Annotated in this window: 17 protein-coding genes and 1 tRNA gene; 11 read left to right on the top strand and 7 right to left on the bottom strand. The window is 64.2% G+C overall.

Annotated features, from left to right (window positions below; all coding sequences use genetic code 11):
* Positions 1-24 precede the first annotated feature (24 nt).
* From ACP150_RS09450 to hmgA, 3 genes are read right to left on the bottom strand one after another with little or no spacing between them, the layout of a single operon-like run.
* Positions 25-975: an MBL fold metallo-hydrolase gene (locus ACP150_RS09450; RefSeq protein WP_424966354.1), complete on the bottom strand. Its 951-nt coding sequence runs from the start codon at positions 973-975 to the stop codon at positions 25-27.
* A 59-nt stretch (positions 976-1034) separates the two neighbouring features.
* Positions 1035-1196, bottom strand: coding sequence for a hypothetical protein (locus tag ACP150_RS09445; RefSeq protein ID WP_424966353.1), 162 nt, complete (start codon positions 1194-1196; stop codon positions 1035-1037).
* The gene (hmgA, locus tag ACP150_RS09440; RefSeq protein ID WP_424966352.1) at positions 1196-2551 is read right to left on the bottom strand and encodes a homogentisate 1,2-dioxygenase; all 1356 of its coding nucleotides are present in this window, start codon (positions 2549-2551) and stop codon (positions 1196-1198) included. The genes ACP150_RS09445 and hmgA overlap by 1 nt, the downstream gene beginning before the upstream one ends.
* Before the next feature lie 130 nt (positions 2552-2681).
* Between hmgA and ACP150_RS09435 the strand changes: the two genes are divergently transcribed.
* Positions 2682-3128, top strand: a complete 447-nt coding sequence (locus ACP150_RS09435) for a CreA family protein (RefSeq protein WP_424966351.1) — start codon at positions 2682-2684, stop codon at positions 3126-3128.
* A gap of 384 nt (positions 3129-3512) precedes the next feature.
* On the opposite strand, the gene ACP150_RS09430 is transcribed toward ACP150_RS09435, so the two are convergent.
* The 3 genes from ACP150_RS09430 to ACP150_RS09420 form a co-directional block, all read right to left on the bottom strand.
* On the bottom strand, positions 3513-4544 hold the full coding sequence (locus ACP150_RS09430; RefSeq protein WP_424966350.1) for a LacI family DNA-binding transcriptional regulator: 1032 nt from the start codon (positions 4542-4544) through the stop codon (positions 3513-3515).
* 197 nt (positions 4545-4741) lie between these two features.
* The gene (locus ACP150_RS09425; protein WP_424966349.1) at positions 4742-5398 is read right to left on the bottom strand and encodes a GntR family transcriptional regulator; all 657 of its coding nucleotides are present in this window, start codon (positions 5396-5398) and stop codon (positions 4742-4744) included.
* 1 nt (position 5399) lies between these two features.
* Entirely contained in the window at positions 5400-8321 is a 2922-nt protein-coding gene (locus ACP150_RS09420) for an FAD-binding and (Fe-S)-binding domain-containing protein (RefSeq protein ID WP_424966348.1), read from the bottom strand.
* Positions 8322-8486: 165 nt separating this feature from the next.
* Here ACP150_RS09420 and ACP150_RS09415 point away from each other — a divergent pair, with 165 nt between their 5' ends.
* The 6 genes from ACP150_RS09415 to ACP150_RS09390 all read left to right on the top strand — a co-directional run bounded on the left by ACP150_RS09415 (position 8487) and on the right by ACP150_RS09390 (position 14642).
* The gene (locus ACP150_RS09415; protein ID WP_424966347.1) at positions 8487-9674 is read left to right on the top strand and encodes a pyridoxal-phosphate-dependent aminotransferase family protein; all 1188 of its coding nucleotides are present in this window, start codon (positions 8487-8489) and stop codon (positions 9672-9674) included.
* A 39-nt stretch (positions 9675-9713) separates the two neighbouring features.
* Positions 9714-10694, top strand: coding sequence for a TRAP transporter substrate-binding protein (locus ACP150_RS09410; protein ID WP_424966346.1), 981 nt, complete (start codon positions 9714-9716; stop codon positions 10692-10694).
* 126 nt (positions 10695-10820) lie between these two features.
* A complete protein-coding gene (locus ACP150_RS09405) occupies positions 10821-11363 on the top strand; it encodes a TRAP transporter small permease (protein ID WP_424966345.1) in 543 nt (180 codons plus the stop codon).
* Positions 11363-12643, top strand: a complete 1281-nt coding sequence (locus ACP150_RS09400; protein WP_424966344.1) for a TRAP transporter large permease — start codon at positions 11363-11365, stop codon at positions 12641-12643. The genes ACP150_RS09405 and ACP150_RS09400 overlap by 1 nt, the downstream gene beginning before the upstream one ends.
* Positions 12640-13413: an enoyl-CoA hydratase/isomerase family protein gene (locus ACP150_RS09395; RefSeq protein WP_424966343.1), complete on the top strand. Its 774-nt coding sequence runs from the start codon at positions 12640-12642 to the stop codon at positions 13411-13413. Before ACP150_RS09400 ends, ACP150_RS09395 begins: the two co-directional genes overlap by 4 nt.
* A complete protein-coding gene (locus ACP150_RS09390) occupies positions 13410-14642 on the top strand; it encodes a CaiB/BaiF CoA transferase family protein (RefSeq protein ID WP_424966342.1) in 1233 nt (410 codons plus the stop codon). The genes ACP150_RS09395 and ACP150_RS09390 overlap by 4 nt, the downstream gene beginning before the upstream one ends.
* A 3-nt stretch (positions 14643-14645) precedes the next feature.
* Here ACP150_RS09390 and ACP150_RS09385 read toward each other — a convergent pair whose 3' ends face one another.
* Positions 14646-15806 (bottom strand): amidohydrolase family protein, encoded by a 1161-nt coding sequence (locus ACP150_RS09385; RefSeq protein ID WP_424966341.1) that lies wholly within the window; start codon positions 15804-15806, stop codon positions 14646-14648.
* A gap of 305 nt (positions 15807-16111) precedes the next feature.
* Here ACP150_RS09385 and ACP150_RS09380 point away from each other — a divergent pair.
* From ACP150_RS09380 to ACP150_RS09365, 4 genes are all read left to right on the top strand, one after another.
* A tRNA-Arg gene (locus tag ACP150_RS09380) sits at positions 16112-16188 on the top strand.
* Between the two features lie 26 nt (positions 16189-16214).
* The gene (locus tag ACP150_RS09375) at positions 16215-16652 is read left to right on the top strand and encodes a MarR family winged helix-turn-helix transcriptional regulator (RefSeq protein ID WP_424966340.1); all 438 of its coding nucleotides are present in this window, start codon (positions 16215-16217) and stop codon (positions 16650-16652) included.
* Between the two features lie 93 nt (positions 16653-16745).
* Positions 16746-17930, top strand: a complete 1185-nt coding sequence (locus ACP150_RS09370; protein ID WP_424966339.1) for an acetyl-CoA C-acyltransferase family protein — start codon at positions 16746-16748, stop codon at positions 17928-17930.
* Positions 17931-18018: 88 nt separating this feature from the next.
* Positions 18019-20601: a response regulator gene (locus tag ACP150_RS09365; RefSeq protein WP_424966338.1), complete on the top strand. Its 2583-nt coding sequence runs from the start codon at positions 18019-18021 to the stop codon at positions 20599-20601.
* Positions 20602-20603: the final 2 nt, after the last annotated feature.

The raw sequence follows: 20603 nt of genomic DNA, 5'->3' as shown, positions 1-20603 counted from the left end.
AATGGCGTGGCATGGCGACCCTCCTCAGCCCTGCAGGGCGGCCCACATCTCCTTGTCCCGCGCGGCGGTCCAGATGCGGGGCGTCTCGATGCCGCGCGCCTCGTCATAGGCCCGCGCGACGTTGAAGGGCAGGCAGTGTTCATAGATCGCGTAATCGGCGAATTTGGGATCACATTCGGCGCGCACCGCCTCCCAGGCGTCCTTGAGGCTGCCGCCCCGGGCGGCCACCCGCGCAGCCGGGCGATAGGTGCTTTCGACAAAATCGCGGGTGCTCTCGATGGCGGCTGAGACCATCTCTTCGCCAATCAGCGCATCGCCCCGCCCCGGCGCGATGGCGCGCGGCTCATAGGCGGCGATCTGATCCAGCGTTTCGCCCCATTCGGTCAGATGCCCGTCCCCGCAATAGCAGGCGGAGTGAAACTCGACGATGTCGCCGGTGAACATCACCTCCTCATCCGGCACCCAGATCACCGCGTCCCCCGCCGTATGGGCGCGGCCCAGATGCATGATGTCCACCCGCCGCTGGCCGAGATAGACGGTCATCCGGTCCGAGAAAGTCGTGGTGGGCCAGGTCAGGCCCGGAATGCTCTCATGGCCCTCAAACAGGCGCGGAAAGCGGTCGAACTCACTATCCCAATCCTCCTGCCCGCGCTCGGCCACCATGGCGCGCGCGGTGTCGGACATGATGATCTGATCCGCCCCATAGGCAGAGGCCCCAAGCACCCGCACCGCGTGGTAATGGGTCAGCACCAGATGCGAGATCGGCTTGTCCGTCACCTTGCGGATCTCGGCAATTACCGTCTCGGCCAGACGCGGCGTCGCCTGGGCCTCGATCACCATGACGCTGTCGTCCCCGATGATCACACCGGAGTTTGGATCGCCCTCGGCGGTGAAGGCCCAAAGCCCCGCACCGACCTCGACAAAGCTGGTCTGCTTCTCGCTCAGATCCCCTGCCGACGCGAACGCCTTGCTCATGCCCTCTCCTCCCTTCGGGCATAGGCCCGTATCTGTGCGCGACTGTGCGCAACGCCCCGCTAGGGGTCTTCGCCACCTGAAAAATCGGCACCTTCCTGCCGCCGCCCCGGCATGTCTCTAACTTCCCCGGGATATTTCCGCGATCGCTTGCCCCGGCCGGACCAGATGACCAGCGCCACAATCGCGACGAACACCCCAATAACGACGTAGCCCGGATCCATCAGGTCCCCTCCGGCGTGCTGTTGAACTTCTTCTCCAGATCGGCCCAGCAGTCGATGTAGTCGTCCTGCAGAGGCGCCTCTTGGGCTGCAAACCGGGTCAGGTGCTGGGGAAACCGCGTCTCGAACATGAAGCTCATAGTATTGTCGAGCTTTTCTGGTGCCAACTCCGCAGTTGACGCCCCTTCAAACGCCCCGCGATCCGGGCCATGGGGCAGCATCATGTTGTGCAGGCTCATCCCGCCCGGGACGAACCCCTGAGGCTTGGCGTCATACTGGCCGTAAATGTTGCCCATCAACTCAGACATGACATTCTTGTGGTACCACGGCGGGCGGAAGGTGTTCTCCGCCACCATCCAGCGTTCGCGAAACAGCACGAAGTCGATATTCGCCGTCCCTTCCACCCCCGAAGGCGCGGTCAGCACCGTGAAGATCGACGGATCCGGGTGATCGAACAAAACCGCCCCCACCGGACAATAGGTCCGCAGGTCGTATTTGCAGGGCGCGTAATTGCCGTGCCAAGCCACCACGTCGAGCGGGCTATGCCCGATCTCGGTCTCATGGAACTGGCCGCACCATTTCACCGTCACCGTCGAGGGCACCTCCCGATCCTCATAGGCCGCCAAAGGTGTCTTGAAGTCCCGCCGGTTCGCCATGCAATTCGCCCCGATCGGACCACGCCCCGGCAGATCGAACTTCTGGCCGTAATTCTCGCAGACAAAGCCCCGTGCCGGCCCTTCGAGCACCTCGACCCGGTAGAGCAGACCGCGTGGCAGGATGGCGATTTCCTTTGGCGCCAGATCAATGACCCCCAGCTCGGTACAGAACCGCAGCCGCCCCTCCTGTGGAACGACGAGAAGCTCGCTATCGGCGGAGTAGAAATACGCCTCCTCCATGGAGGCCGTGACCAGATAGATATGTGCCGCCATCCCCACTTGCGTATTCACATCCCCCGCCGTGGTCATGGTCCGCATGCCCGTCAGCCAGGTCAGCGGCGCGTCGGAATGGGGCACCGGGTCCCAGCGATACTGCCCGAGACTGATCACATCCGGATCCACATGGGGCGCGGTTTTCCAATAGGGCAGGTCGATCTTTCGATAGCGCCCGGAATGCTTCACCGAGGGCCGGATACGGTAACACCAAGTGCGCTCGTTCTGATGACTAGGCGCGGTGAACGCCGTCCCCGAGAGCTGTTCACCATAAAGCCCATAGGCGCAGCGCTGGGGGCTGTTCTGCCCCTGCGGCAGCGCGCCGGGCAAGGCTTCGGTCTCGAAATCATTGCCGAAACCGGGCATGTAGACCGCACCCGTGGCGCTCACGGCCTGCTGCATCCGAACCTGTCGCTCTTGTTTGTTCATGGGCTCCCCCATCCCCGGACGCAATACTGTTGCACATGCAACGAGTTGAGGCAACGTCTCTTGCCAATCCGCGCCGGGCACGGAACCCTGCGCCCGGACCACGCGTTGACCTGCCAAACCGGAGACCTCCATGAACCGCCTTCTTTGCGCCGCCGCCCTGTGCCTCGCCCTTCCCTCCTATGCCGAACAGGTCGGCAATGTGGATGTGGACTGGGTGGGCAATGACATCATCATCGAGGCGATCCAGGATCCCGACGTCACCGGAGTGACCTGCCATATCGCCTATTTCGAGCGCGGCCTGCTCGACCGGCTGTCCAAGGGGAACTGGTTCGAAGATCCGTCCAACGCCTCCATCGCCTGCCGCCAGACCGGGCCGATCACCATCGGGGATATCGACCGCGATGACGAAGGCGAAGACGTGTTCAACGAGCGCCGCTCCATCGTGCTGAAATCCCTGCGGATCAAGCGGATCTTCGACGAAGCAAACCAGACGCTGATTTATGTGGCCCATGCCCGCGAACTGACCGATGGATCCGCGAAGATGGCGATCTCCACCGTGCCGCTCTATCAGCCGTAACTCCGGCTTTACTCGACAAGGCCTGCGGCGCCACGCTACGACTGGGCCGGCGCTCCCCGGCATCGCCATGGGTTGGGCACGCAGCGATCTGGTCAAAAATGCGAACCGCCGTGGTACGCACCAGGCGGCTGAGACAAGCGCATCCGGACAAAGCTCTGCCAAAGGGCCAGGGTGTGAGTGACATCACAGGACCGCCATGCCTCAAACGACAAGGCCCCTATGGCCCGCTCCGCCGCACGACAACTCGGCTCTGCATGGATCAAGAACACCGGCGCAGACGTAGCCCGGCTATCGACGCATATCCCATCCGCTGCACCATGGGGCGCGACAGGAAACCTTAAGTCCGAAAAAATCCTCGCCGAAGGCCCGCCCCGGCAGGGGCGCTCACCCGGTCCGCATCGTATCGCCGGGCTCGAGCACCGGCGCGAGGGTGATCGTCTCCCCCGGCAGATCCGCATCCATCCGCGCCACGATCATCTCAGCCGCCGCCCGCCCGATCTCGCGGCGACAGGAATCGATGGTGGCCAGCTTGATCGGCAACCCGCGCAGGAGCTCCACACCGTTGAACCCGGCCATGCCGAACCCGTTGGGGATATCCAGCCCCTGTTCCTTGCAATAGAGCAATCCGCCCGCGCCGATCAGGTCGTTGGAATAATACATGAAGTCGAGATCCGGAGCCTTCTCCAGCATCGACGCCGTCAGCTCGCGTCCCTTGGCCAATGCCGATCCGCCCTCGTAGAATTCCCATTCCGCAAGCTCGACACCGCCCTTGGCCAGCGCTTCGACAAAGCCCTCGTAGCGTTTGCGCGCCCGGTGATCGAGCGCCATCTTGGTGCCCATGAACCCGATCCGGCGATACCCCGCTTCGAGGATCGCCTCGCCCATCTCGCGGCCCGCGCGCCGGTGCGAGATCCCCACGGCGCAATCGGTCGGGTTGCCATCCGTATCCATGATCTCGACAACCGGAATGTCGGCATTGCGCAGCATGGCGCGCGCGGCCTCGGTATGTTCCAGCCCGGCGATGATGATGCCCGAGGGACGCCAGCTCAGCATCTCGTAGAGGACCTTCTCCTCCTTTTCCGGCAGGTAATCCGTGATCCCGACCACGGGCTGCAGGTCGGTCTCTTCCAGCACGCTGGAGATGCCGCCCATCACCTCGGGAAAGACCATGTTCGACATGGACGGGATGATCACCGCAACCAGGTTCACCCGGTTCGATGCGAGCGCGCCGGCAATCTTGTTGGGCACATAGCCCAGTGTCCGCGCCGCCTCCTGCACCTTGGCGCGGGTGGCGTCTGACACATCGCCCCGATTCCGCAACACGCGACTGACGGTCATTTCGCTCACGCCGGACGCCTCGGATACATCCCGAAGGGTCAGAGGGCGTCGCGTGCCACTGTCGGTCGTCTCGGTCATGCAGGTTCCTCGCGCGCGGGTGAGTGGAGGTCGGATCCACTGCCGCGTCAGACCGGATCCTGACCCAATGCTACGTTAGCGCTCCCAAGGGTGGCAAGGGCTGGCACGTGCGGTCGCTTGACATGGAACAAGAGATTTCGACTTTAATCCGCGGGGTTTGCCCGTTTTCGCGCGATCCGTCGCCGCAGCAGGCCGGATCAGGCCATCCGTGCCTTCAACGCCGTGAACTTGTTGGCCAGATGGGCGGCGAGCCGTTGGCCCAGCTCCGCGCCGTCGCGCGCCTCGAGTGCGGCGATGATGCCTTCGTGTTCCTCGACCGCCTGCTGCCAGCGCTCGTCCGAGATATTGGCCAGAAACCGCGCGCGCTTGACCCGGCTGGCCAACACCTTGTGATGCTGGCTCAGCACCTCGTTTCCGGCAGCGGCGAGGATCCCCTCGTGGATGTCCTGATTGGCCCGGAAATACTCCTGCCGGTTCCGCGTCGAGAAACAGGCCACCATGTCTTCATGGTGGCTGCGGATCTCGGCGATCTGGGCATCGGTGGCCGCTGCACAGGCCAGCTCGCCCGCCAGTCGCTCCAACGAGGCAATCACTGGAAAGGTCGCCTCCAGCTCTTCCATCGTCACGGTCGACACCCAGGCGCCCCGGTTCGGCTCGAGCACCGCGAGCCCCTCATTGGCCAGCACCTTGAGCGCCTCGCGCATCGGCGTCCGGGACACCCCAAAGCTTTCGCAGAGGTCCTTTTCCGGGATCTTTGTCCCCGGCTCGAGCGTGCCCTCGATGATCAGTTCGCGCACCCGGTCCACGAGTTCCGCATGCAGAGACGGGCGGGAGATCGGCTTGGCAAGGTTCATCTCAGGCTCCTGTCCCGGCGCCATCCAGCGCCATTTCCAACACCCGCGCCACGTGGATCGCCTCGCGCGCGGCTCCGTCTTTGATCTGGTGGCGGCAGGAGGTGCCATCCGCCACGACAATCGCTTCTGCCGGGGCCGCCCGCACCGCGGGGAGCAGGTCCAGCTCGGCCATTTTAAGCGAGGTTTCTACCGTATCTTTGCCATATCCAAAAGCCCCGGCCATGCCGCAGCAACTGGTCTCGACCATCTCGATCTCCGTCCCGGGGATCTGCGCCAGCACCTTTTGCACCGACCCCATGACGTTATGGGCCTTCTGGTGGCAATGCCCGTGGAGCAGGATCGGACGCCCCAAGGGCTTGAGCGGCAGGGCAATCCCGGACTGCGCGAGGTATTCTTCCAGCATTAGCGCCTTGGCCGCCACGGCCTCTGCTGCGTCGCCCGGAACAAGCACCGGGATCTCGTCCCGCAAGGTCAGAAGCGACGACGGCTCCAGCCCGACGATGGGCACGCCCGCCTCGGCATGGGGGCGCAGGGCGTCGAGGGTGCGATGCGCCGACGCGCGCGCCTCCTCCACCAGGCCGACGGCCAGATAGGTTCGCCCACAGTCGAGCACGCCTTTGCCATCAACCGGACGCGCCACGGCAACCTTGAGCCCTGCGGCCTGCAACACGCGGCCTGCCGCGCGCAGGTTCTCCGGCTCGAAGTAGCGGTTGAAGATATCCGCCCAGAGCACGACATCCGGGTTCGCATCCTGAAACTCATCGTCGCGGAACGGCCGCGATGACCAGCGCGGCAGATCGCGCCCGGCGGCAAACCCGGTCAGCCCTTCGGTCAGCTTCGCCACCCCCGGCAACCAGTTGCGCGCATTGGCAAGCCACGGAAGTTTCGACGCGAAGGGCGCGTATTTGGGCATATAGCCCACCAGCTTGTCATGCAGGCTCAGCCCGTGTTTCTGCGCCCGGGCCGCCAGCACCTCGATCTTCATCTTGGCCATGTCCACGCCCGTGGGACATTCCCGTTTGCACCCCTTGCAGGAGACGCAGAGCTTCATGGTCTCGGCCATGGCATCCGACGCGAAGGCATCCGGGCCGAGCTGACCGGAAATGGCCAGTCGCAGGGAGTTCGCCCGTCCGCGCACCACGTCCCGCTCGTTGCGCGTCACCCGGTAGGAGGGGCACATCACCCCGCCCTTGAGCTTGCGGCACGCGCCGTTGTTGTTGCACATCTCGACCGCGCCCTGAAATCCGCCGCCCGCGCCGGGCCATGCGGACCAGTCGAGCGCGGTCTTCATGGGTTTCACCGTGTAATCGGGCCCATAGCGAAAGAGGCTCCGGTCATCCATCTTGGGCGGGCGGACGATCTTGCCCGGGTTGAAGAATCCGGTCGGATCGAAGCGGTCCTTCACCTCGCCAAAGCTTTCGACCATGCGCGGGCCGAACATCTTTTCATGGAATTCGCTCCGCACGATACCGTCGCCATGCTCCCCCGAATGGGAGCCCTTGTATTTGGCGACGAGGTCAAAGCATTCCTCGGCAATCGCGCGCATGGTTTTGACGTCCTGATCGAGCTTCATGTTCAGAACGGGCCGCACATGCAGGCAGCCGACCGAGGCGTGGGCGTACCACGTGCCCTTGGTGCCGTTCTTTTCAAAGATCTCGGTCAGGCCCGCGGTGTATTTGGCCAGATCCGGCAACTCGACTGCGCAATCCTCAACGAAGGAGACCGGCTTGCCTTCGGATTTCATGGACATCATGATGTTCAGGCCGGATTTGCGGACCTCGCCGATCTCGTTTTGCAGTTTCGCGTCCGTGACGGCGACCGAGCCGCCCCAATTCTTGCCGCTGCGATCAAAGGCGAAGCCGAGCTCCGACATTTTGTCTGACAATTCTTCGAGCTTGGCGGCATTCGCCGCGTCCGACCCCTCGGCAAACTCGACCAGCAGCAATGCCGCCGGCTCGCCCTCGACAAATTGACTGATTGTCTGACGAAACATTGGAATGTCCCGCGCCAGAGCGATCATGGTGTCATCCACAAGCTCCACGGCGGCCGGTTTCAGGGGCACCAAATGCTGCGCAGCATCCATCGCGGCGTGAAAGCTCGGGAAATGGCACGCGCCAGTGACCTTGGTCGTCTGCAAGGGGGACAGCTTGAGCTCGATTTCGGTGAAGTAGCCCAGCGTGCCTTCGGACCCGACCAGCAAATGCGCCATGTTGTTCTGCGCGCGATCCGGGGTCAGGGCATCGATGTTATAGCCACCGACTCGCCGGATGATGTTCGGGAAACGCGCCGCGATCTCGGCCTGTTCCCGCTCACCGAGGGCGAGCATGTCCGAGGTCAACGCGGACAGCGCATCATTCCCGAGCGGAGCCCCGCGCGACACGGGCCCGAACCGCGCCCGGGTTCCATCTGCGAGAATCGCCTCGATCGACAGGACGTTGTCGCGCATCGTGCCATAGCGCAGGGAGCGCCCACCGCAGGAATTGTTCGCCGCCATCCCGCCGATCGTGGCCCGTGATGCTGTGGAGACGTCCACCGGATACCAAAGACCATGTGGCTTCAGCGCCCGGTTCAACTCGTCCAGCACGATGCCCGGCTGAACCACACAGCGCCGGTTCTCGACGTCCAGTTCGATGATCTTGTTGAAGTATTTGGTGTTGTCGAGCACGAGCGCGGTGTTCACCGTCTGCCCGCATTGCGAGGTCCCGCCGCCGCGCGGCAGAACGCTGGCGCCCAGCTCGCGCGCCGCACCGAGGGCCGTTTCGATATCCTGCAGGCCACGCGGCACCACCGCGCCCAGCGGGGTCATCTGATAGATCGAGGCATCCGTCGCGTAGCGTCCGCGCGAGAAGGCATCGAACAGAAGGTCTCCCTCGATCTGCCCTTGCAGACGCGCCGCCAAGGGCGACTTCTCCATCATCCCCATCTGCTTCTCCCTGTTTTTCGATCCCGGAAAAAACCGGGTTGACTGAATTATGAATTCATAATTGTGTATGCACAACACAAAACCGGCTGTGCGCCCGACAAAAACCCGACCGACGTCCGGGTCCGTGCCATCAGCCCAGAACAAGCAGTGGAGGGGACCCACCCAATGCGTAAAGCCGGACGCCATTTTCTGCAGATCCCAGGCCCGAGCGCGGTACCAGACCGCATCTTGCGGGCGATTTCGATGCAGACCATCGACCATCGCGGCCCGGATTTCGCCGCGGTTGGGCAAAAGGCGCTGGAGGGGATGAAATCCATCTTCCAGACCCAGCAGAACGTCTTCATCTTCCCGTCCTCGGGGACCGGCGCCTGGGAAGCCGCGCTGGTGAACACCATGTCGCCGGGCGACACCGTGCTGATGTACGAAACGGGTCATTTCGCAACGCTGTGGCAGAAGATGGCCAAGAAGATCGGGCTGAACCCGCAGTTTATCGAGGGGGATTGGCGCGGTGGCGCGGACCCGCAAGCCATCGAGGATCGGCTGCGCGCCGACACCGCCCACGAGATCAAGGCGGTTTGCGTGGTCCATAATGAAACCTCGACCGGGTCGGTCTCGCCGATTGCCGAGGTGCGCGCCGCCATCGATGCGGCCGGTCACCCCGCGCTGCTGATGGTCGATTCGATCTCGGGTCTCGCGTCTGTGCCCTTCGAGTTCGATGCGTGGGGCGTGGATGTCTGCGTTTCCGGATCGCAGAAGGGTCTGATGCTGCCGCCGGGGCTGAGCTTCAACGCCGCCTCGGACCGCGCCCTTGAAGTCTCGAAAAGCGCCACGATGACAAGATCTTATTGGGATTGGCAGGACATGCTGGGCCCCAACAAGACCGGCTATTTCCCCTACACGCCCGGGACAAACCTGCTCTATGGCCTAAATGAAGCAATCGACATGCTTCATGAGGAGGGGCTGGAGAATGTCTTTGAGCGTCATCGCCGTCACGGCGCGGCCACCCGCGCGGCTGTGCGGACATGGGGGCTGGAGGTTCTCTGCGCCCGGCAGGGGCAGGAGAGTGGCGTGCTCACGGCGGTTCTGATGCCCGAGGGGCATTCCGCAGATGCGTTCCGCGCAACGACTTTGGCCCATTACGATATCTCGCTCGGCAACGGCCTGAGCAAGGTCGCCGACAAAGTGTTCCGCATCGGGCATTTGGGCGATTTCAACGATCTGATGCTCGTTGCGACCCTTTCGGGCGTGGAGATGGGCCTCGCCAAGGCGGGTGTGCCGCACAGCACCGGAGGGGTGCAGGCGGCCATGGAACATCTCAAGACCCATGACGCGGTGCCGCTCGCCGCAGAATAAGACAAACTGACAATCAGACAATTTAGGGAGGAAAATCTGATGAAACTTAAGACAGCTCTTCTGGGTGCAGTGGCCGCGGTCTCGCTGCCGGTGTCAGCATCCGCTGCGGACCTGACCCTGCGCTTCGGCCATGTGGGCGCGCCCGGGTCCCTGTTCGAGGCATCCGTGAACGCTTTTGCCCAATGCGCCAACGACAAGCTGGGCGATGCGGCAGAGGTCCAGACCTTTGGCGCGAGCCAGCTCGGCAATGACCGGGAAATGCTGCAGAAGCTGAAGCTCGGCCAGGTGCACCTGTCCCTGCCCTCGTCCGTGATGTCCTCGATCGCGCCGGAGTTCGGCATCTTCGAGATGCCCTATATCATCCGTGACCGCGACCACATGAAGCGTGTGCAGGCCGAGCTGGGCGACACCTTCCAGGAGGCGGCGCTGAGCCAGGGCTACCGGATCATCGGTTATTTCGAGAATGGCTTCCGTCACATCACCAACAATGTGCGCCCGATCAACACGCCCGAGGATCTGGCCGGTGTGAAACTGCGCACCCCTAATGGCGCGTGGCGCGTGAAGATGTTCCAGGAGTATGGCGCGAACCCGACGCCCATGTCCTTCTCGGAGGTGTTCACGGCCCTGCAGACTAAGGTCATCGACGGGCAGGAGAACCCCTACGCCCAGATCGCCTCGGCCAAGTTCCAAGAAGTTCAAAGCTATCTGTCCATCACCGGCCATGTCTACACGCCGGCCTATGTGACCGTTGCCGAGAACCAGTGGAAGAAATGGCCCGAGGACGTCCGCGCGGCGCTTGAGGCCTGCGGCACCGAGACCCAGGACACGGTCTATGAGATCGCAGCCAATCTCGAGACCGAGCTGCTGGGCGTGATCAAGGACGCCGGTGTCGCTGTGAACGAGGCGGACAAGGTGGCCTTCGTGACCGCGTCCTCCCCGATCTACGACGCTTTCGCGGCTGAGGTCGAGGGCGCGTCCGCCATGATCGACACGGTGCAGTCCCTGGCCGACGGCTCCTGATCCGAACTTAGGCGGGCGGCGCGTCCTCGCGCGGCCCGCCCTTTCGGTTTCTCTTACAAATCAACCGCTTGCCCGGCACCATCTTTGGTGCCCCGGGCGCGCTTTGCCCTACGATACGGATAGCCCATGCTCGCCACGTTCCGAAAGGTCCTCGAGACCGCTCTGGAATGGTTCGTCATCTTCCTGATGGTGTTCCTGACCGTCATCGTCATCGTCGCCGTCCTCTGGAGGCTCGCCGGATCGAGCTTCAGCTGGTACGACGAGGTGGCTGCGATCCTGCTCGCATGGATCACCTATTATGGGGCCGCACTGGCCGCGCTGCGCCGTCGCCATATCGGGTTTGACAGTGTGCTTCTCGCCATACCGATGCCTGCGCGCATGTGCGGCGTGGCCTTTGCCGAGGCGGTGACCGCGGGCTTCTTCCTCCTGCTGGCCTGGGCCGGGTTCACGGTTCTGACGGTGATGACCGGCATGAACCTGATCTCGCTCACCTGGGTGCCGATCACCTTTACCCAATCCGTCATTCCCATCGGCGCGGTTCTCTTCCTGATCTGTCAGGCGCTGAGCCTGCCGGAATACTGGGCCAAGACCGCCGCCGGGATCTCGCTGGAGCATGCCGAGATCGAGGAAGAGGTGGAAACCGAGATGAAGAAAGCGGGGAACGCCTGATGCTGATGCTTGGTATTTTCGTAGCGATGGTGGCGATGATCTGTCTGAACATCCCCATCGCCGTGGCGCTCGCCGTGTCCGCCATTCTCGGCCTTCTGGTGACCGAAGGCACGGGCGCGCTCGTGACCGTGGCGCTGGACATGTATAACGGGTCCACCAAATTCTCGCTGATCGCCATTCCGATGTTCGTGCTGGCCGGTGCGATCATGAATGCAGGCGGCATCACGGACCGGCTGATCAACTTCGTGGCGGCCATCATCGGCTTCGTGCGGGGCGGTCTCGCCCATGTGAATATCGGCGTGTCGCTCTTCTTTGCCGAGATCTCCGGCTCGGCGGTGGCCGATGTGGCCGCGATGGGCTCTGTCATGATCCCGCAGATGAAAAAGCGCGGCTATTCCGGGGCGCTTTCGGCGGCGGTCACATCCTCCTCCGCCTCGCTGGCGATCATCATTCCGCCCTCGATTCCGATGATCCTCTATGCCACCTCGGCCAATGTCTCGGTGGAGCAACTCTTTGTGGCTGGCATCGTGCCCGGTCTTCTGGGCGCTGCGGGGCTGATGGGCGTGGCCTATGTCTTCGCCCGCCGCTACGACCTGCCCCGCGAAGAGGCGTTCTCGGGTCGCAGACTGTGGGAGACATTTGTCGACGCGCTGCCGACCTTCGCCCTGCCGATCATCATTCTCGGCGGTATCTTTGGCGGCTTCGTGACCGCAACCGAGGCCGCCGGTCTCGCCGTTCTCGCGGCCATCATCGTCAGCCTCTACTACCGTCAGGTGGATCTGCGCCGTCTCAAGAGCGCGATGCTCGACGGGGGCATGCAGACCGCCGTGGTCATGGTGCTGGTGGCGGCCTCGGTCGTGATGGGCGGGTTCCTGACCCGGGCACAAGTCCCGCAGGACATTGCCCAGGGCATCCTGAACGTCACCGACAACAAGTGGCTGATCCTCCTGATCCTGAACTTCTTCTTCCTGATCATCGGCTTCTTCCTGCACTCGGCGGCGGCCATCATCCTCGTGGTGCCGATCGTCATCCCGCTGATCGTGGCGGCGGATATCAACCCGATCCACTTCGGACTGGTCGTGACCCTGAACCTCGCCATCGGGCAGCAGACGCCCCCGGTCGCTTCGGTCCTGATCACCGCCTGCGCGGTGGCGCGGGCCAATATCTGGGAAGTGTCCAAGGTCAATATCTGGTTCATCATGGTGCTGCTGACCGTGCTGCTGATGTGTACCTACATCCCGTCCATCCCACTGTTCCTGGTGGAGTATTTCTACGGATGAGCGAACTTCTGACCGAAACGAAGGACGGCACCCTCTGGGTGTCGTTCAACCGTCCCGAGGCCCGCAACGCGCTGACCTTCGGGATGTATGAGGGGCTCGCCGAGCTCTGCCAGTCCGTGCCGACCGATGGGTCGGTGCGGGCGATTGTCATCAAGGGCAATGGCGGCAAGGCCTTTGCCGCAGGCACCGACATGACCCAGTTCCGCGCCTTCGAGACCGCACAGGATGCGCTCGACTACGAGGCGCGGATCGAGGCCGTTCTGACCGCGATTGAGACCTGCCCCTTGCCGACCATTGCGGCCATTCACGGCGCCTGCACCGGCGGAGGAGCCTCCATCGCAGCGGTCTGTGACCTGCGGATCGCCAGTGAAAGGCTGAAATTCGGCTTTCCCATCGCGCGGACCCTTGGCAACTGCCTCGCCGCCGGAAACCTCGCGCGCTTGTCGTCGCTGATGGGCGCTGGCCGTGTCCGCGAGTTGATCTTTACCGCCCGCCTCATAGAGGCGGATGACGCCTTATGCGTGGGCCTTGTGTCCGAGGTGCTGGCGGATGAGGCCGCCCTGCTCGACCGCGCCGAAGAGCTTGCAGCCCAGATCGGTGCCATGGCCCCGCTGACCCTGCGCGCCACCAAGGAAGCCATGCGCCGGACCCGCGCGGCAACACAGATCGACGATCATGACCTGATCGAGCTCTGCTACATGAGCGCCGATTTCCGCGAGGGGATGGAGGCCTTCCTCGGCAAGCGCAAACCGAACTGGAGCGGCACATGACAGCCCAAGGTCCCCTCGTCGGCATGAAGGTCATCGAGCTCGCCCATATCATGGCGGGCCCTGTCTGCGGCATGATGCTGGCGGATATGGGCGCGGATGTGATCAAGGTCGAAAAGCCCGATGGCGATGACAGCCGCCGCTTCCTGCCCCCGGATATCAACGGCGAAAGCGCCGCCTATATGATGATGAACCGGGGCAAGCGCGGGATATCCCTGAACCTCAAGGATCCGGAGGCGGTCGAGATCCTGCACACCCTGCTGCGCGACGCGGATGTGGTGATCGAAAACTACCGCATGGGCACGATGGAAAAGCTGGGGCTCGGATACGAGAAACTGCGCGCCGAGAACCCAAGGCTGATCTATTGCGAGATCTCGGGCTTTGGCCGCACCGGGCCCTATGCCCATCGCGGCGGGTTCGACCTGATCGCGCAGGGGATGTCGGGCCTCATGTCGATCACCGGCGAGGGGCCGGGGCGGCCCCCGGTCAAGCCCGGCGCGCCGATCTCGGACATCACCAGCGGGATCGTGGCCGCCATGGGCGTGAACGCGGCCTATGCCCATGCGCTCCAGACCGGGCAGGGCCAGAAGGTCGACACCAGCCTGTTCGAGGCCGCCATCACCCAGACCTATTGGCAATCCGCCATTGCCTTTGCCACGGGCCATGCGCCCGAGCCCGAAGGCTCCGCCCATCCGATCAACGCGCCCTACCAGGCGTTTCACACCGCCGATGGCTGGATCAATATCGGCGCGGCGAACCAGAAGAACTGGCTGCGGCTGCTCGAGGTGATCGAGGCGGATGAGCTGCGCGACGACCCGCGCTTTGCCACCAATCGCGACCGCCGCGTGAACCTGGCCGAGCTCGTACCCCTGCTGGAGGCGCATTTCGAAACGCGCACCACCGAGGACTGGCTCACACGGATGGAGGCCGCGGGCCTGCCCGCAGGACCTGTGCTCAGCATTCCCGAGATGCATGCGGATCCGCAGGCACGCGCGCGCGAGATGATCGTCGAGACGGATCATCCTGTCGCCGGTCCGGTCCAAGCGCTCGGCCTGCCCGTGAAGTTTTCCGAGACCCCCGGCGGGGTGCAAGGGGCCGCGCCGCTCCTTGGGCAGCACAGCCGCGCGGTTCTCGAGGACCTCGATTTCTCCGCCGAGCGGATCGACCAGCTCATCCGCTCGGGCGCGGTGATCACACCCGCCGCCCCATCCGCCACCGCCCGCGCGTCCTGAACCCTATTCCGCCGCGTGATCCAGCGCGGCGGGCGCGCCGTGGAACCGGTTGGCCGCCTCTCCGGTCAGATGGATCAACCGGCCGGCTGCAATGGTCGCCTCGACCCGGCGGGTTGCCGCATCCACCACCACCAGATCCGCGCGTCGGCCATAGTCGATCACCCCGCGATCGGGCAGGCGCATGATCTCGGCCGGGTTGCGGGAAACGAGGTTCCACGCCTCCGGCAAGCCCAGCCCGCCCCGCTCAGCCAGATGGAATGCCGCCTGCGCCAGCGCATCAAAGGCACCATCCGAGGCCAGCGCGGTGCAGTGCCCGTCCCGGATCGCCGTCATGGCACAGAGCCCGCTCGCCCCGGCAGGCTTGGCTGTCACATCCCGTGCGGCGAGCACGACCGGATCCCCCACCGCCCGCGCCAGAGCTGCTGCCGCGCGCACCCGCGGCTTGAGGCAGAGCTTGGCCCCGATCATCGAATACATCTCGCGCGTCTCGCCATCAGGATCGCCCACCGAGCCATAAATCACCCCGCGCCGGTCAAACGCTTCGGCCAGTTGGCACAAGAAGCGCGGCACCTCCCGCGCTCTTTTGGCAAGCATGCGCAGATCCTGCAGATGCTGATCGGGGGTCACACCCGCCAGGGCCGCCTGGCGGCAGATCTCTGCCCGGTAGAGCTCCGCCTGAGACAGGAGCGGGGTCAGCCGGTCGGTGAAGATCACCTGATCCACGTCCGCTGCTCGCAGGGTTTCGATGAGGTGATCCCGCGTATCCATCATATGCACCTCGCAGATCACACGACTGCGCAGATCGGTGCCGGTCTGCCCCCGCCGGACGGCCACGGTCTTGGCAACATCCTGCGCAAGGCGCGGCGCGGCACAACCAGCGGCCCAGCTCCAGTCCCGAGCGCTCCAGAGTGTCGTGACACCGCAGCGTGCTGCTGCCCGGTCGAGCCCGCGCAACGAATCCACGGGCCCCGACACGCCTGGGCCCAACGGTCCCGCCGCCAGATCGATGATCCCCGGCAAGACGAGATAGCCCCGCAGATCGACCTCGGGCAACGGCCCTTTCGAGATCACGCCATCCTCAATCGCCACGGATCGCGCTTGCATGTCTCCGTCCCGCAGCACTTCGGCGCCAACCAGACGGATCGGAGGAAGAAACTGAGTCATCTCACGGCTCGGACCCCATATACGAGGCCCGATCTAGCAGCGGCATGTATCGCTTGCGTGACGGCGACCGGGCCGGGGGATCGACGCGAGACGGGACGCAAAACGGCGCGACCACGACAAAACTCTCCCGCAAGGCCGCGACCGGCCTACCCGATGGGCGCGCCAACCGGAGGGCGGCGGAACAGTAACGATCAATGCCTCGCGCACCCGCAACTCGGCACGAGGATGGCCGGATGCGCAAGCTAGCGGCCCTGGCACGCGGCGCTCTTGCCCCCTCGCCCGATTGACCGCTATGACACGGGTATGGCCCCGTGGCTCAACTGGATAGAGCAATCCCCTCCTAAGGGATAGGTTGCAGGTTCAAGTCCTGCCGGGGTCACCATTCGCAGCCGCCGTGACGGAGGCCCTTTGACACAGAGCGATTTCAACCTCGACAGCTTTCTGCCCTACCAGTTCAACGTGGTGGCCGGGCGGCTCAGTCGCCAGTTTGCTCGCCGGTATCGCGAGCGTTTCGGGATCAGTGTCGCCGAGTGGCGCGTGGTCGCCCATCTCAGCCAATCCGGCACCGTAAGCGTGCGCGAGATCCATGAACGGGTGGATATGGATAAGTCCAAGGTGTCACGCGCCGCGGCCCGGCTGGAGGCGGCGGGGTATCTGACGAAGTTCCGCTCCGAGACCGACAAGCGTCTCGTGGATCTGACCCTGACCGAAAAGGGGCGCGCGATGATGACCGAACTGGCGGAGGTGGCGAATGCCTATCAGGCCGAGGTTTTGGCCCAGCTTGGGCGCGATGCCGCCCCATTGCAGCGCCAATTGACCCGGCTCGCCAAACCCGGCGAGGGCTGATCCCCGCCGTGTGACGCAGGGGCGTGGCTTGATCCGCCTGACCGGACTTGTCACCAATGACGCAACGCAGTTTCGCGCGAGGGGAGGATCATCATGTCCACTGATCAGGATATCGTCATTTTGGATGGCGCACGCACGGCCATCGGTACGTTCGGAGGCAGCCTGGCTGCCGTGCCACCGATCACGCTCGGGGCGACCGTGGCCAAGGCGGCACTGGCGCGCTCTGGTGTCGAGGGCGCGCAGATCGGCCATGTGGCCTATGGTCATGTGATCAACACCGAGCCGCGCGACATGTACCTCTCGCGGGTGGCGGCGATGGAGGCGGGCGTGCCCGAAACCACCCCGGCGATGAATGTGAACCGCCTCTGCGGCTCGGGGGCTCAGGCGCTGGTCTCGGTGATCCAGGCGCTGATGCTGGGGGATGCCCAGTTCGGACTGGCCGGAGGTGCCGAGAGCATGAGCCGCTCGCCCTATATCCTCCCGGCCACCCGTTGGGGCCAGAAGATGGGCGATACCGGGTCCCAAGACATGATGCTGGGTGCGTTGAACTGCCCCTTTGGCACCGGCCATATGGGCGTAACCGCCGAGAATGTCGCCGCCGAGCACGGGATTTCCCGCGCCGATCAGGACGCCTTCGCCCTGCAAAGCCAGACCCGCGCCGCCGCCGCGCAGGAGGCCGGGTATTTCGACAGCCAGATCACCCCGGTTCCGGTGAAGGTCAAACGCGAGATGGTGGATTTCATCCGCGACGAGCACCCCAAGCCGACCTCGGCCGAGGCTTTGGCAGGCCTGCGCACGGTGTTCCAGAAGGATGGCACTGTGACGGCGGGCAATGCCTCGGGGATCAATGACGGCGCGGCGGCTCTGGTTCTCGCGCGGGCCGCAGCGGCCGAGGCTGCCGGGCTGAAACCCCGCGCCCGGGTGCTCGGCTACGCCCATGCCGGCGTGCGCCCCGAAGTGATGGGGATCGGCCCCGTTCCGGCGGTCGAGGCGCTGCTGGCGCGGACCGGATTGGAGGTCGGCGATTTTGATGTGATCGAGAGCAACGAAGCCTTCGCCGCCCAGGCGCTCGCAGTGAACAAGGGCCTCGGGCTCGATCCTGCCAAGGTCAATCCCAATGGCGGGGCCATCGCCCTGGGCCATCCGGTGGGGGCGACCGGCGCGATCCTCGCGATCAAGGCGCTCTATGAGCTGGAAAGGACCGGCGGCTCCCGCGCGCTGGTCACCATGTGCATCGGTGGCGGACAAGGTATCGCACTGGCGTTGGAGGCGCTTTAAGCTCAGATTCACCAATTGCGTCCAGTGTCACCCGGGACCGCGCGGAGATTAGGCTGCGCGGCCCAGGGGACCAAGCAGGACGCCGCGCATGCAAATCGCCGAGATCGAGCATAAACTCGCTGCTGAACGCCGCGCGCGTTTGACCGCGGAGCGGCTGCTCGCACAGAAACAGGAAGAGCTCTTCGCTGCCAATGAAAAGCTTTCAAAACATGCCTTTACACTCTCCGACAAGATCGTTGAACAACGCCACCATGCCGAGGAACTGAAGGACGAGAATTTCCAGGTCCGCTCGGATCTGCGGCGCGCCGAACAACGTCTCTGGACCTCTTTCGAGACCATCGAAGACGGCTTCGCGGTGTTTGATTCTTCGCGCCGGCTGGTGCTCGCGAACCCCGCCTACATGTCGATCTTCGACGGAATCGAGGCGGTTGCACCCGGTGCGGAATACACCGAACTGCTGAAACTCTGCGTCGAAGAGGGGATCATCGACACCGAGGGGCTAAGCCGGGCGGACTGGTGCGCGATGATGCAGGAGCGTTGGAATGGCACCCAGATCGAGCCTGCGGTGGTGCGGCTCTGGAACGGGTACTCCATCAAGCTGGTTGAGCGGCGCGGCGAGGATGGCGATATCGTCAGCCTCTGTTTGAACATCACCGACACGATCCGCCGCGAGAAGGATCTTACGATCGCCCGAACCCGGGCCGAGGCCGCAAACCGCGCGAAATCCGCGTTTCTCGCGAACATGACCCACGAGCTGCGCACGCCGATGAACGGCGTGGTCGGCATGGCCGAACTTCTCTGCGACAGCCCGCTTGATGAAGAGCAACTGCTCTATGTCGAGACGATCCGGAAGTCCGGCGAAGCCCTTCTGGTGATCATCAACGACGTGCTCGACTACTCCAAGATGGAAGCCGAGAAGCTGCAGCTGCATCCGGGTCCGATCGATCTGGAGCATCTGATGCATGACGTGGTCATGCTCGCCAAGCCCACCGCGCAGGAGAAGAATGTCGACCTGATGCTCGACTATGACATCTTCTTGCCGAGCAAGTTCATCGGCGATCAGGGCCGGATGCGGCAGGTGATGACGAACCTGCTGGGCAATGCGGTCAAGTTCACGCTTGAGGGCCATGTGCTGTTGCGGGTGATCGGGATGCCGCCCGAGGATGGCGCGCAAGAGATCATCATCAGCATCGAAGACACCGGCATCGGTATCGCCCCCGAGATGATCGATCACATCTTCGGTGAGTTCAATCAAGCCGAGGACGAACGCAATCGCGCCTTCGAAGGCACCGGTCTCGGTCTCGCCATTACAAAGCAGCTGATCGAGCTGATGGGCGGCGAGATCTGGGTCGATTCAGTGCTGGGAGAAGGCTCCTGTTTCTCCTTCCGGATCACCCTGCCCTTGAATGAGGAGGACGGTGAACCGCCTCTCGCGATTACCTCCGATCTGCGGCGCGTGTTGATCGTGGATGAAACCGAGATCAACCGCTCGATCCTCGAGCGGCAGCTCGCCCCGCTCGGCGTTTCGGTCTCCGTTGCAAACTCGGTGGAAGACGCGCTTGAGTATCTCGACGGTCACCAGGACATCGACGCGGTGCTGACCGATCTCGTCTTGCCCGGGCTCTCCGGCAGCGATCTTGCCCGAAAGCTGCGCGACCGACCCGATGGCCCGCCGGTGATCCTGCTGAGCTCGGCGATGATGGGCCAGTTGAATTCCGATGATCGCGACATGTTCCAGGCCACCCTGAGCAAACCCGTGATGCGCGCCGATCTCTATGCCGCGTTGAACGCCCTGACCAAGCCCGCGGTCGCCGCGCCCGCTGCGATGCCTTCCGAGGCCGCAGGGCAGGCGCTTCCGCCCGTCGAAACGCCCCCTGCCCCAGAACAGGCCGCGCCCACCGCAATTGCAGAGGTCCCTGTCGCGGCTCCGGAGCCTGCTGCGCAGACCGCGCCTCCCGAAGTCGCCGCGCGTATGCCGGATCCGGAACCCGAGCCAGAGCCTGCGGCGAAAGTGGTGGAACCCGGGCCGTTCATGTCCGCCCGGCGTCGCGCGCAACAGGCCGACGCGGCGGCGACCCCCGCACCTGTGCAACCTGCACCGGCCCCCGCGGCGGCCGCCGCCCCAGCACCGCAAGCCGCGCCGGACCCCGCGGGGCCGAAATCCAATGTCGTCACGCTTGCCCCCGCAGCCGAGCCGGTCGCAGAACCTGCTCCGCCCGCCGCACCCGTCGCGCCGGAACCTCCGGCCGCCGAAAGCACGTCCACCCGCAAGATCAGCATCCTTGCCGCGGAAGACAACAAGACCAACCAGCTGGTCTTTCGTAAAATGGTGAAGACCCTGAACATCGAGCTGCGGTTCGCGAATAACGGCGAGGAGGCCGTGGCGGCCTACAAGGATGCGCGCCCGGACATGATCTTCATGGATATCTCAATGCCAAAAATGGATGGCATGGAGGCCACGCGCACGATCCGCGCGCTGGAGCGGGAAACCGGGGCACCGCGCGTTCCGATCACGGCCCTGACGGCCCATGCCATGGATGGCGATGCCGATCGCATTCTGGCCGCGGGCCTGGATCACTACCTGACCAAGCCGCTGAAGAAGGCCGAGATCATGGGCCGGATCGAGGAGCTGGTGCCCGAAGGCTGTCAGCCCCTGCATTTGGAGGGGTAGCG

It is taken from the genome of Dinoroseobacter sp. S375 (genome assembly GCF_049800775.1).
GTDB lineage: Bacteria > Pseudomonadota > Alphaproteobacteria > Rhodobacterales > Rhodobacteraceae > Dinoroseobacter.
The sequence above is the reverse complement of the archived record's forward strand: the minus strand, read 5'-3'. Positions and strand labels throughout refer to the sequence as shown.

Excerpts from the sequence above, each read along its gene's own strand:
- ACP150_RS09445 (WP_424966353.1), bottom strand. The coding sequence starts at position 1,196 with ATGGATCCGGGCTACGTCGTTATTGGGGTGTTCGTCGCGATTGTGGCG.
- ACP150_RS09390 (WP_424966342.1), top strand. The coding sequence starts at position 13,410 with ATGACAGCCCAAGGTCCCCTCGTCGGCATGAAGGTCATCGAGCTCGCC.
- ACP150_RS09415 (WP_424966347.1), top strand. The coding sequence starts at position 8,487 with ATGCGTAAAGCCGGACGCCATTTTCTGCAGATCCCAGGCCCGAGCGCG.
- ACP150_RS09410 (WP_424966346.1), top strand. The coding sequence starts at position 9,714 with ATGAAACTTAAGACAGCTCTTCTGGGTGCAGTGGCCGCGGTCTCGCTG.
- ACP150_RS09405 (WP_424966345.1), top strand. The coding sequence starts at position 10,821 with ATGCTCGCCACGTTCCGAAAGGTCCTCGAGACCGCTCTGGAATGGTTC.
- ACP150_RS09365 (WP_424966338.1), top strand. The coding sequence starts at position 18,019 with ATGCAAATCGCCGAGATCGAGCATAAACTCGCTGCTGAACGCCGCGCG.
- ACP150_RS09425 (WP_424966349.1), bottom strand. The coding sequence starts at position 5,398 with ATGAACCTTGCCAAGCCGATCTCCCGCCCGTCTCTGCATGCGGAACTC.
- hmgA (WP_424966352.1), bottom strand. The coding sequence starts at position 2,551 with ATGAACAAACAAGAGCGACAGGTTCGGATGCAGCAGGCCGTGAGCGCC.
- ACP150_RS09395 (WP_424966343.1), top strand. The coding sequence starts at position 12,640 with ATGAGCGAACTTCTGACCGAAACGAAGGACGGCACCCTCTGGGTGTCG.
- ACP150_RS09400 (WP_424966344.1), top strand. The coding sequence starts at position 11,363 with ATGCTGATGCTTGGTATTTTCGTAGCGATGGTGGCGATGATCTGTCTG.
- ACP150_RS09450 (WP_424966354.1), bottom strand. The coding sequence starts at position 975 with ATGAGCAAGGCGTTCGCGTCGGCAGGGGATCTGAGCGAGAAGCAGACC.
- ACP150_RS09370 (WP_424966339.1), top strand. The coding sequence starts at position 16,746 with ATGTCCACTGATCAGGATATCGTCATTTTGGATGGCGCACGCACGGCC.
- ACP150_RS09430 (WP_424966350.1), bottom strand. The coding sequence starts at position 4,544 with ATGACCGAGACGACCGACAGTGGCACGCGACGCCCTCTGACCCTTCGG.
- ACP150_RS09385 (WP_424966341.1), bottom strand. The coding sequence starts at position 15,806 with ATGACTCAGTTTCTTCCTCCGATCCGTCTGGTTGGCGCCGAAGTGCTG.
- ACP150_RS09420 (WP_424966348.1), bottom strand. The coding sequence starts at position 8,321 with ATGGGGATGATGGAGAAGTCGCCCTTGGCGGCGCGTCTGCAAGGGCAG.
- ACP150_RS09435 (WP_424966351.1), top strand. The coding sequence starts at position 2,682 with ATGAACCGCCTTCTTTGCGCCGCCGCCCTGTGCCTCGCCCTTCCCTCC.